The sequence below is a fragment of the Clostridium tertium genome, assembly GCF_902652255.1.
In the GTDB taxonomy this organism is placed as follows: Bacteria; Bacillota; Clostridia; order Clostridiales; family Clostridiaceae; genus Clostridium; species Clostridium tertium_A.
Map to the genome: position 1 here is coordinate 102,741 of NZ_CACRTO010000008.1, position 12,116 is coordinate 114,856.

The 12,116-nt window shown below is 27.1% G+C and carries 10 protein-coding genes; all 10 read left to right on the top strand.

From position 1 onward, the window contains the following. Positions 1-5: 5 nt before the first annotated feature. The 10 genes from GPX08_RS03170 (at position 6) to GPX08_RS03215 (ending at position 12,115) form a co-directional block, all read left to right on the top strand. Positions 6-1,934 carry a protein kinase gene (locus GPX08_RS03170; protein WP_156625334.1) on the top strand — a complete coding sequence of 643 codons (1,929 nt, stop codon included), beginning with the start codon at positions 6-8 and terminating at the stop codon, positions 1,932-1,934. 16 nt (positions 1,935-1,950) lie between these two features. After that, entirely contained in the window at positions 1,951-2,454 is a 504-nt protein-coding gene (locus tag GPX08_RS03175; protein WP_156625336.1) for a hypothetical protein, read from the top strand. A 16-nt stretch (positions 2,455-2,470) separates the two neighbouring features. Beyond that, positions 2,471-7,429 carry a hypothetical protein gene (locus tag GPX08_RS03180; RefSeq protein WP_156625338.1) on the top strand — a complete coding sequence of 1,653 codons (4,959 nt, stop codon included), beginning with the start codon at positions 2,471-2,473 and terminating at the stop codon, positions 7,427-7,429. Positions 7,430-7,627: 198 nt separating this feature from the next. Next, on the top strand, positions 7,628-7,930 hold the full coding sequence (locus GPX08_RS03185; RefSeq protein ID WP_156625340.1) for a WXG100 family type VII secretion target: 303 nt from the start codon (positions 7,628-7,630) through the stop codon (positions 7,928-7,930). Position 7,931: 1 nt separating this feature from the next. Continuing rightward, positions 7,932-8,243, top strand: coding sequence for a hypothetical protein (locus GPX08_RS03190; RefSeq protein WP_156625342.1), 312 nt, complete (start codon positions 7,932-7,934; stop codon positions 8,241-8,243). After that, on the top strand, positions 8,243-9,490 hold the full coding sequence (locus tag GPX08_RS03195) for a hypothetical protein (protein WP_156625343.1): 1,248 nt from the start codon (positions 8,243-8,245) through the stop codon (positions 9,488-9,490). The genes GPX08_RS03190 and GPX08_RS03195 overlap by 1 nt, the downstream gene beginning before the upstream one ends. Positions 9,491-9,508: 18 nt before the next feature. Continuing rightward, positions 9,509-9,799: a hypothetical protein gene (locus tag GPX08_RS03200; RefSeq protein ID WP_156625345.1), complete on the top strand. Its 291-nt coding sequence runs from the start codon at positions 9,509-9,511 to the stop codon at positions 9,797-9,799. Between the two features lie 17 nt (positions 9,800-9,816). Further along, the gene (locus GPX08_RS03205; RefSeq protein ID WP_156625347.1) at positions 9,817-11,406 is read left to right on the top strand and encodes a hypothetical protein; all 1,590 of its coding nucleotides are present in this window, start codon (positions 9,817-9,819) and stop codon (positions 11,404-11,406) included. Positions 11,407-11,417: 11 nt separating this feature from the next. Beyond that, positions 11,418-11,834, top strand: a complete 417-nt coding sequence (locus GPX08_RS03210; protein ID WP_156625349.1) for a hypothetical protein — start codon at positions 11,418-11,420, stop codon at positions 11,832-11,834. 137 nt (positions 11,835-11,971) lie between these two features. Then, complete coding sequence (locus GPX08_RS03215) at positions 11,972-12,115, top strand: glycohydrolase toxin TNT-related protein (RefSeq protein ID WP_156625350.1); 144 nt, start codon at positions 11,972-11,974, stop codon at positions 12,113-12,115. Position 12,116 lies beyond the last annotated feature (1 nt).

Genomic DNA, 12,116 nt, shown 5'->3' on the forward strand with positions numbered 1-12,116 from the left:
AATAGTTGTTAAATATTGGAACACTAATAGATGATAGATATGAGATATTGAAGGAAATTGATAGAGGTGGAATGAGTATTATTTATTTAGCAGCAGATAATAGACTAAATAAATCTGTAGTACTTAAGGATATAAGAAAAGATAACAAGATAAATAATGAAGTATTATTAGAATGTTTAAAGGCTGAAGCTGATTTATTAACCTTATTAGATCATCCGAATCTACCAAAGATATATGACATTATAGAAGGAATTGATCATATCTATGTTGTTATGGATTATATTGAAGGTGAATCTCTAAAAAAGAAGTTAGATAGGGAAAAAAGATTTAAAGATACAGAAGTTATAAACTGGGCTATTCAATTAGCTGATGTATTAGATTATCTACATACTAGAAAGCCAAAGCCTATCATTTATAGAGATATGAAGCCACATAATATTATGCTTACACCAGAGGGGAAGATAAAATTAATTGATTTTGGAATATCCATTACAGAAGATAATTCAAATGTTAAAAATTTTGGTACAAGTACCTATGCAGCACCTGAACAAGTATTAAGTAAGAGAGCAGATCAAAGAACTGATATCTATAGTTTAGGAGTTACACTATATCAACTTTTATCCGGAGAAAAATTTAAAGATAATAGAAATTTACCACCATTAAGATCAATAAATTCTTCAATTTCTGAAGGGACAGATTATATAATTGGCAAGTGTATTAAAGAAGATCCTAATTTAAGATATCAATCTTCAAGGGATTTACTATCTGATTTAAAAAATATAAATAAATTTACCCAAGGTTATAGAAAAAGTCTAGTTAAGAAAATAAGTTTATTTTTAATTAGCTTTATACTATTTATAGTATCTTCTACAGTTACATTTATAGGATATAAAGGAATGAAAGGTAGTCAGTTAGATCAGTATAAAAAGTATATAAATGAAGCTAGAACCTTTATTGCGGTAGGAGAAAATGTTAAAGCAATTGAGATCCTTGATAAGGCTATAACTGAAGTAGATAGTAGTGCATCCGAAGCATATATAACAATATTGGATTTATATATAAATATGGATGATGCTAATACTGGAATAAGTAAAATAGAAGGATATATAAATGATAAATATGGCAATGTTAATAAAAATAATGAAGTACTATTTAAATTAGCCATTACTTATTTAGATAATAAAAATTATCCTTTAGCATTAAAATATTTCAATCAAATTAATAAAGGTAAAATTCCAGATATTAAGTACTATATTCCTATTACAGAAAGTATGAGTAATATGAATACAAATTATGGAGAGTTAAAAGAACAACTTATTAGCTTTGAAAATTATGTTGATTCATTACCTAATAATGAAAGAAAATTGGAAAACTATAATTCTTTGTCTAATATATATAGTTCATATAAAGGGCAAATAGAAAATGCAAATGATAAGACAATTGAAATTGTTGATAAAGCTGATATGACATTATCCAATATTGATAATCAAGAATTAAATTTAAAATATGAAGTTCAATTTCGTCAGAAGTTAGCCCAAGCATACCATAGTAAAGGAAGTAATTTAGGGGACAAGCAGGAGGCAGAAAAATATTTTAATACAGCTATAGAGTTTTATAATGATTTAATAGATTTAGAAGTAACAAATAGACAAGATATTTTAATTAAAATTGGAGATATATATTCAGAGAAAAAAGAATATCCAAGTGCTATTGAACAGTTTAAGACGGTAATATCAAAGTATCCAAATAGTGTTAGGGCATATAGTAAATTGATTAATGTTTTATTAGATATTGAACAAGAAAGGGGAGAATCTACAAAGGATTACTCTCAAGCTAAGCACTACTATAATATAGCCTTAAGCATTGAGGATGTGGAGAATAATGAAGATTTTAAACGAGTAAAACGTAGGATGATTAACTTGGAAATTATTTAGTATAAGGGAGGAGAAGATGAGTTATCAGATTATCTTTTATTTAGGACTTTCATTTATGATAATAACTTTAATTACAACTATTATTGCTTTTTTTAAGTGTAATGTAGTAGAAACAGTAAGTGATTTATTTGGCTTTAAATATAGAGTTACTTCCAGTAAAAATAAACCTAAAAAAGAAAAGATAAAAAAAGAACCTAAGAAAAAGGGAAAAGCTAAATATAATGATACTGAATTATTAATTCAAAAAAACAAAGAAATTTTTGAAAAGTCAATAAATATACCTAATAATAAGTCATTGTTAAGAGAAGAATTTACAGAATTTATGGAAGAAACTGATGTAATAGATGAAAGTACTAGCTTATTAGATGAAGAGACGAGTTTATTAGATGAAGAGACAAGCTTATTGGAAGAGGAAACAGGATTATTGGAAGAGGAAACAAGTCTATTAGATGATGGGTTTAGTGAGGAATTTATAAAAGAATTTGAAGTATTAATTGCTTCAGATAATTATATTAAATAAATATGGAGGATTTGAGATGAGGTTAAAGGGAAAGAAAAAAATAATTAGAAATTTTCTAGCTATATTTTTATCCGTTTCTATAATTTACAGTGCATCTGTAGTTGTTTGGTCAATGAGTAGCGGTAGTATAAAAATTCAATATTTAGATAAGCTGTGGGATACAAAGGATAAGTTTAAAGAGAAATGGTACACAGGTATATTTAATGAAAGTGAAAAACTAGAATTAATAGTAGACCTAAGTGATTATTATAAGAAAACAGAAAAGTTAGACTCTGATAATACTAATGAAGATATACCATTTGATGTAAATGCAAAAGTAAATTCAAATGACCTACAAAGAATAGTAATAGAAAAAGTATTAGAGGACAGTAATTTATTTTCTGGGAAATATAAAGTTAGAATTCCTATGTTAAGTAATTCTTATGAAAATGATATATTTGAGATAGTAGTAAAAGGTAAAGAAGATAATGAGTTAAAAATTCCAGTAGAAGAGAAGATTTTTACAATTACAAGAATAAAAACTACCCAAAGTATTAACTTTTCTTTAGATGATGGATCTCAATTACTAGAAGATATATATGATAAGCATTTCCAAATAAAAGTTAAATTGTCTGAAGAAGATTTGGACTTACAAAGTAATAATGTAATTGTAAACTTATATAAAAAATTAGAAGGACAAGAAATAGATGATAATGTAAAAGAAGTATATAAGGGTAATGGGAAGAATATACCGAATATTTCTATAGAGGAAGATGGGAAATACAAGATAGAAGTACGAGCAATAGATAAGACAGGAAAAGAGTTTAGTGATGATAAAGAATTTGGAGTTGATAAAAATAGACCATCTATAGAAGTAGTAAATGAAGTATATAATGATAAATATTATCAAGATGATGTAATTATAAGGATTAGCGATAACTATGCCTTAGATTATAGTAAATCATTTTATGAACTAGATGGTGTAAAGGCCACTTTAGATAATAGTAAAGGAGAGAAGTCTTCTGAAATTATTATTGAAGGAGAAGGTAGCCATAACTTAGTAATTAATGCTGTTGACTCTAAAGAAAGTGAACCTAAGACTTTTGATTTTATTATAGATAAAATAGATCCTGAAATATCTATTACAGGTATAGAAGAAAATTCTAAATTAAATAAAGATGATAATAAAAATATAAGGATAAATGTTAAAGATGATAATATTAGCCTTAAAAATGATGAACTTGATATTGAAAAGTTAAGGATAGAGGTTACAAGGAATGGTGAAACTTACACTAGTGATGACTTAGAATTTGTATTAGATGAAGGCAGTAAAAATAGTGCAACTTTAGAATATGAATTTTCAAGGGATGGAGATTATAACATAAATATTACAGCAGAAGATAATGCAGGTAGAGTAGGAAAAGTAGAAAGTTTTAAATTTTCAATTGATACAAAGCCACCTAAGATTACTGCTAAATATGGTGAGATAGATTTAAACAAAGATATACAGTATTTTAAGTCATATGAAGAAGTAGTAATTTTATTAGAAGATGAAAATATGTCAGATAATAATCTAATTAATGTATTTAAGAATGGTGTAGAGGAAGATAAAAAATTATGGAGCTTTACTAAAGTAAATAATAAGTTATATCAATTAAATAAGAGTATATCAGAAGATGATAGTTATAAAATAATAGTAAACTCTACAGACGAATTTGAAAATTCTTTAGAAGTAAAAGAATATAATTTTGTTGTAGATAATACTGCACCAGAAATAAAGGTAAATAGTTATAAAAAATTTAACAAAGAAGATGTGGATATAGTAATAAGTTCTAAAGATACTAATCAAGATATTAACGATATTATAGTGAAAAAGGATAATAAGAAACTTGAAGTTGAAGGATTTAAAGAAGATATTAATGATAATACTAAAAGTGATTTTTCCTATAAGTTTGTAGAGGAAGGTAAGTATTATATAGAAGTTAAATCTAAAGATAAGGCTGGAAATGAAATTGAACCTATTATAATAGAGTTTGTAATAGATAAAAGTTCACCAATTATTGAAATGATTGGTGTAGAAGATAAAGGCTATTATAAAGAAGATAAAAAGGTAGATATATATATAAAGGATTCAAATATAATAGATGAAAATAATAGTATAGAAGTTACTAAGGATGGAAAACCATTAGAGGTTGAAGGGTTTATTAATATTAATGAAGGTCAAAGAAAATTCACTTATTTATTTAAAGATGAAGGGTTTTATGAAATTAAAGTGAAGTCAAAAGATGCTGTTGGCTTTGAACCAGAAAAACCTTTTGATATTACTTTTACAATAGATAAAACTGAGCCAAAGATGGATATAAGTGGAGTTGATATTAATAAGAAAGAATTTCTTAATAAAAATGTATTCTTATCAGCAATAAGTACTGATAAGAATCATGATATAAACACTATAAAAGTATTAAAAGATGGTTTGAATTATGATGTAGATGGATTTAAGAAAGATGAAAAAGATGATACAAAAAGAATATTTAACTATACATTCGAAAAGGAAGGACTTTATGAAATTGAAATAAACTCAAAGGATAAAAGCAATAATGAAATAAAACCTATAAACTTTTCATTTGTAATAGATAAAAGCAAACCAATTATAAATGTAGAAAAATATACTGATTTAAATAATTCCTTTAAAACAAGTATGGAAGATATTCTTGTGAAGATTGAGGATGTTAATAGTGATAGTATTACAAGTACTGTAAATATTACAAAGGTTTCTTCAGATGGTAAGGTAGATATAAAGGAAGCACTTACTTTTGAAGGTGGAGAATTTAAAATTGATAAAAATATATTTAAAAAAGAAAATGGGGACTGGGATGATGGTGTTTATACTATTAGATTAAACTCTAAGGATAAAGCAAATAACGAAGGTGATGAAGTAATAATTAAGCTAACACTAGACTCAAACAAGCCTATTGTTACTTTTGATAAATCTGTAAATGGAAGTCACTACAATGTGGACAAAGATATAAATATTATTACAGAAGATGATAATCAAGGAGAAAACAGTATTACTGTTTTAAAAGATGGAAAATCATATGATACAGGTGGATTTAAGGTAGATAAATCTAATCCAAGGAAAAGGATATATGATTATACATTTAAAGAAGATGGTTCATATAAATTAACTATAAATTCAAAGGATTACTTAAATAACACTATAGATGAGCCTATAATTATGGAGTTTGTAATAGATAAGAAAAAGCCTATAATATCAATATCAAACTACGATAGTTTAAACAATAGTTATCTATCAAGTCCAGAAGATATAGATATTATAGTAGATGAATTAAATTATAAATATAACAATGTAAATATAACTTATAGAAAAGGAAATTCAGAAGAAATACCTTTAGACTTTAACTCAAGTAAAGAAATTTCTAAGACAACTTATAGTAAAGAACTTTTTGAAGAAGATGGGATTTATACTTTAACAATAAATTCAAAGGATAAAGCAGGTAATGAGGCAGAGAAAAAGGTATTGACTTTTACAATAGATAAAATATCACCAAGTATAGATATATCTGGAGTAGAGAATGATGGGCATTACAATTTAGATAAGTATATAAGCATTCAAAACTCAGATACAAATCATTCAGTAAATAATATAAAAGTTACAAGAGATGAAAAAGATTATAATATTGGATCTTTCCAAATAAATGGCTCTGTAGCTTCTATAGCACATACATTTACTGGAGAAGGAGTTTATAAGATAGAAGTTAACTCTATAGATAAGGCTGGAAATAGTACTGTAAAATCAATAAAGCTCACTATCGATAAAACGTCCCCTGTTATTACTCCAATATTTAGGGGTGAAGGTAGAGTAATAAAAAATGGAGAGTTTATTAATAAGATTTTCACTCCAGAATTTAATCTTTCAGTAAGTGAAGATGAAATTGATTATGTTGAATTAAATGGACAAAGTATTAATCCAGGAAATATTCCAATGGCATCAGAAGAAATTGAATATACTTATAAAGTTCATGCGAAGGATAAAGCTAATAATACAAGTGAAATAGAAATAAAGTTTACAGTAGATACAACATTGCCAGAAGTTAAAGTAAAGGGAATACTAAATGGATTCTTTAATGAAGATATGAAACCAGAATATGATATTTCAGATAAAAATCTTGATAAGGATAAGAGTAATGCATCATTAAATGGGTCTCCTTTTGAATCAGGTACTAATATAAGTAAGGATGATAATTATAACCTTAAAGTATTAGGAACAGATTTAGCTAGTAATACTCTATTAAGGAATATTATTTTTTCAATAGATAAGGAAGGTCCAGTTGTAACATTTAAAGAAGCATTATCAGGTAAATATTTTAATGAAGATTTGACACCAGAATTCTTTATAGAAGACTTAACTGATTATAGTATTATTTCTTTAATTCTAGATGGAGAGGATTATCAAATGGGAGATCCAATAACTACTGAAGGAAAGCATGTTTTATATATTGAAGTAAAAGATAAAGCAAATAATATAAAAAAAATAAGTGTGGAATTTATCATAGATAAAACAGCGCCTGAATTTATAGTAGATGGAGTAGCAGATGGAAAGACATATTACGAAAATAAATCAGCTGCAGTTAAATTAAAAAATCCTCAGGATAAAATAAAGAGCGTAGTAGTAAATGGGGAAGCTGCTATAGGAGATGTTAAGGAAGAAAATGGACAACAAGTTTTAGATTTAAAGTTTAATGAAGTTAAAGATTATGAAGTTACTATGGAAGCAACTGATGAAGCTGGTAATGATACAGTAGAAACTTTGAGTTTTAAAATTAAAAATAAAAATATAGTTTCGGAAGTATTAAATAATAAAACAACATCTTATCCTATTATAGGTATAGCAGTAGCAATAGTAATAGTAATTATATCAGCAATATTTATTATAAAGAAAAAAAGAAAAAACATTGTTGATAATACAGAAGAATAGAAGGGTGATTTTGCACAATGAAAGATTGAGAATGAATAATGAAAAATTAATGAAAAAACTCCCTAAGGAGTTTTAAAAAGAACTTAATTTTGACAATTCTGTGGGAAATACATCAATAATTCTTCATTTTTAATTCTTAATTTGGGCTGTTTACGAACAGCCCTATTTTTAAAAATAAATTAAGTTAAAGGAGGAACTATGAGTAAAGAAGTATTAGTAAATTATGAAGCCTTTGAAAATGCTATTTCAGGTATTAGTACAATAGCTGGAAATATGAATACTATTAAAGAAAAAATTAACGGAGTTAATAATAAATTAAAAGATAATTGGAATGGGAGAAGTAGTAAGGCCTTTTTTAAGGAATGTGAAAATATATCAAATACATTTACTGACTATATTGAAGGTCTTAACACTATGTATGAGGATTTATCTACAGTTTATGTAAGCTTTAAAGAAACTGATATACAGTTATCACAATCTATTGATAATAAGGAGAAATAATATGTATAGAAGTAGTTATAAATTAAGATGTCTTAGGGAAGATAGGTCTGAGGTTAGTTCAGCTAAAACTAAAATGCGAAATACTAGTAGTGATGTAATAAGTGTAAATAACAAAATTCGAAATGCAGCTAATTATTTTGACGATGTTTTTAAATGTAATTCCACTCAAAGAATTTGTTCAAATATAGAAAGAATAAATTTTAGGCTTAAAGGGAAGATAGATGGAATGGTTGGCGATGCCAGTTCACTAATTTATCAAATAGATCAATTAATTGATAATGAAATAAGCAGATTAAATGAGGAGGATGAATAATGGAAGAAAAGATAGAAATTAGTGATATATTAGTTCGATTTGAGAAGTATGATATGGCATTAGAAGTTTTAGAATCATTGCAGGAAGAGTATAAGGATAATCAGGATATTATTTTAAGAATAGCTAAGATTTATGAAAAACAAGGAATAATAGATACATCAATAGAGAAATTAAGAGAAGCTATTGATTTAAGTCCTGATAAGGGAGAGTTGTATTTTAAATTAGCTACGCTTTTTCAGAAAAGAGAGGATTATGACAAATGCTTTCAATATCTAAATTTAGCAATTAAATTAGGATATGAAAGTGAAAAAGTATTCTTTTATAAAGGGCTAGTTTTTGAGAGTTTAAATAAATTTGAAGATGCATTAAGACTATACAATAAATCATTAATGAAAAATAAATTTTATATGGCACCTAAGTATAGAAAGTATGCATTATTTATAAATAGAAATATGATTAATGATGGTAAAAAGGTTTTAGAAGATATGATTGAAAACAATTCAGATGAGTATGATGGCTTTAGCTTAATGTATTCATTAGAAATGAATATTCAAAATTATGATAAAGCACAGAAAGTTTTAAATAAGGCAAAGATGATTTTCAATGAGTATCCACCATTAACCTTAGATTTTATTAAATATTTTATATCCCAAGGAGAATATGAAAAAGCAGAAGAAATTATTCAAGGTATAAATGAAGATAGTGAGTATTATGTAGATTTTATCATTGAAAAATCAAGGATATTAGCAATAAAGGGAGAATATCAAGAAGCAATTTCTCTTTTAAGCAGTGATGATATATATGAAGAAGATAATATTACTTTACTGTATTTGTTATCAATATTTAATTACTTTGTAGGTAATTATAAAAGTGCATTAAAATATCTAAATAATTTAGAAAATTCAGATGATTTGAAAAATGAATACGTTAAATATGGAATGCTTATAAAAGGATTATGTCTTAAAGAAATTGGTACAGATGAAGCAGTGAAAGGTTATTTTAACAAATTATATAGAATTTATAAAATTCAAAGCTTAAGTAATCCATATGATATCAACACATTAATTCTTAGAATAATGACTTTAATAGAAATACAAGACTTTGAAAAGGCTACAGATTTAATTCATGGCATAGAGAAATTAGACTATGAAAAATATAAAAAACAAGTAGATAGCTTAAAAGAAATAATAAATGAAAGAAAAAAAGGTGCATATGAAATAAGTTTAAAAGATATTATAAAACTTTAGTTAAGGAGAGGTAAATTTATGAAATTCTTAATTGATATTGAAGTTTTAAACTCATCCATTAGAGAATATGAAAGTTGTATTGATTTACTAGAAGAAAATTTATTAAAGCTCAATAGATCCTTAGAGTTAATTAAGGGAGCAGGATGGAAAGGCGATTCGAAAGAAAAATTTATGTCATTAGAATATGGTGAGTGGGAAAAAGGGATAAAGGAACATATATCAAGACTTGTGTTTCTAAATACAATGTTAAATGAAGCTAAATTTGAAATGGAAAGTTTAGTTAACAAGGGTGAAAGATTAAATTTATAAGGAGGATAGAGATTTAAATGAAGCGGTTAATGGTCGATACAGAAGCTGCAAAGTACTTTATTAGAAATAATCTTATGCCAATCTTAAGGGAGCTTGATGGAGAGATAGGGGACCTAGAGGGCTTAAAAAGGAAGCTTGGATCTTTAAACAGATATTATAGTAGAAATAGTAATATGCTTAGTGATATAAACTCTGCATTAAGAGAGGTAAATGGAGATTATGATAAACTTCAAGATTTTATAAGGAACTTTAAATCTTTTATAGAAAATGTAGAAGAGGTAGATGAAAGCTTAGCAAAGAAGTTTAAGAAAGAAGTTAAAGAATACTGCAATACAAATGGAATAGAGACTACAGAGTGGTATGATACATTATTAAACGTTCTTCAAGGGGGATTGGATATAATAGGATTTATTCCAGTAGTAGGAGATATAGCAGATTTAGTAAATGCAGTAATATCAGCTTTTAGGGGAGACTGGCTTGCAGTAGGAATTTCCCTAATTGCAATAATACCATTAGTAGGGGATTCCTTTAAGTTCTTAAAATATACAGACGAAGCGGCAGCCTTATTAAAGTATGGTGATGAAGTTGTAGATATAGGTGGAGCAATTGCTAAAGAAGGAGCTCAAAAAGCAAGTAAAAAGGCAGGTAAGGAATTTACTGAAAAAGCTATAAAAGATCCAGATGCAGCAAAGAAAATGCTAGATACCACCATGGATATGGGAAATGGAAAGCATTATATAAAGAATAAAAAAGGCTATGATTTTGAATTTGATATAAATAAAACTGATATACATCCAGAGAGCAGAGAGTTTATTATGGCAGGATGCTTTTTAGGAGAGACAAAAGTAAAAATAGAAAGTGGACTTATACGTATAAAAGACATAAAGTCAGGGGATAAAGTATTAACTGTAAATGAGAAAAATGGACAAGAAGAATATAGAGAAGTAAAAGAAGTATTTATAAGAAGTAGCAATGAAATTTGTATTATAAAAGTTGGAAATGATATAATAAAGACAACGACAGGCCATTTGTTTAAAGTAAAAGATAAATGGTGGACAGCAGCTATAAATATTGAAAAAGGCGACTATTTATATAGTGAGAATAATGAATACTTACAAGTTGAAGATGTGAAGGTAGAAAAGAATAGCTATCCAAGTTATGTCTATAATTTAAGTATAGGTGAAAATCATAACTACTTTGTAGGTGAAGAGCAAGTATTAGTGCATAATATGGCTAATATGAAGAGTTGCTCCCAATCTATTGAGGGGGTGGTTGAACCTAAATTAGGTGGGGCATATAAAGATGTACCAGCAAATGGGGGGCAAGTCCATCATATGCCAGCAGATTCGATAAGTCCATACTCTAAGGGAAAAGGTCCTGGAATTAGGATGGAGACTAGAGAGCATATGGATACAGCGAGTTGGGGAAGTTCTAAGAAAGCAAAACAGTATAGACAAAAACAAAAAGAATTAATAGAACAAGGTAAATTTAAAGAAGCTCAACAAATGGATATAGATGATGTACGTTCAAAATTTAAGGATAAATATGATGAGGCAATAGAACAAATGAAAAAATACACAGACGAATTATTAAATAAAGATAAGTAGGAGGAGATAATATGGAATTTTTAATTGAACCTTATGTTGGAGTAGGAACAATTAAGTTGGGAATGAAGCAGAAAGATATACAAGAAGTATTAAATGAAGAACCTAGACGATTTAAGAAATTTCAAGATGATGAATACGAAACAGAGGCTTATGAATATTTCTATGTTTATTACAAAAATTCTGGTATTTGCGAGGCAATAGAATTTTTTAGCCCAGCTAAGGTTATATTAAATGGTATAAATTTATTAGAATTACCTTTTAAAGATATTGAAGAATATTTTTTTAAGATTGATAAAGATGTAGAAATTGAAGAAACTGGCTTGACATCATTCAAATATGGAGTTGGTATATATGCACCGTATGCATTAGAAGAACCATTAGAAAAAGCAGAAGGAGTAATTGTATTCGAGAAAGGGTACTATGAATAGAATTTCAATATATTATTGATGCAAAAAATATAGCTGATTTGCTGCATAATTGTAATAATTCAGTGAAAGAAGTTAAAAAGGTTACTGTTTCAGTAAATTGAGCATTAGCACCAGGAACAGGTTTAAAACCATATAGTATATTTGAAGTTATTAAGCCAATGAAAGTAAAGGCTGGTGAGATTGCACCGTGGTTTAATGAGCCTGGTGGCGGTATACAATATGTGTTACCAGATATAATAGATGAGTTATTAGATGTTGGGATAATAAGGAGAGTAAAATAAA